At 43.7% G+C, this 261-nt stretch carries 1 protein-coding gene; it reads left to right on the top strand.

Annotated elements, in window-relative coordinates; translation table 11 throughout:
- Nucleotides 1-261, top strand: a 261-nt coding sequence (locus tag AC4IFO_RS23220) for a hypothetical protein (protein ID WP_490737881.1), incomplete at both ends; no start/stop codon positions are given.

Raw genomic sequence — 261 nt, 5'->3', positions numbered from 1 at the left:
AAAAACAAACAGCATTATTAAATCAAGCCAGCGATGAGCAAGTTAAAGCCATCACGGCGGATTTAAATAAACAAATTGCGTTACTGAAACAAAAAGAAGACGGGCTGAAAAAAGCCGAAGCGGACAGTCAATTAACCCGTGATGCGCTAGCAAAACAGCAAGCTGCGGCCAAAGAGCTAGAGCTGAAAAACCAGCAATTAGCGGCGCAGTTAACGGAAAAATCACAGCAGGCTGATAAAATTCAAGCGGCATTAGCCACAC

The sequence above is a fragment of the Providencia sp. UF-224 genome, from assembly GCF_058245955.1.
Note: the sequence above shows the minus strand (reverse complement) of the source record. Positions and strands in the feature narration are given on the sequence as shown.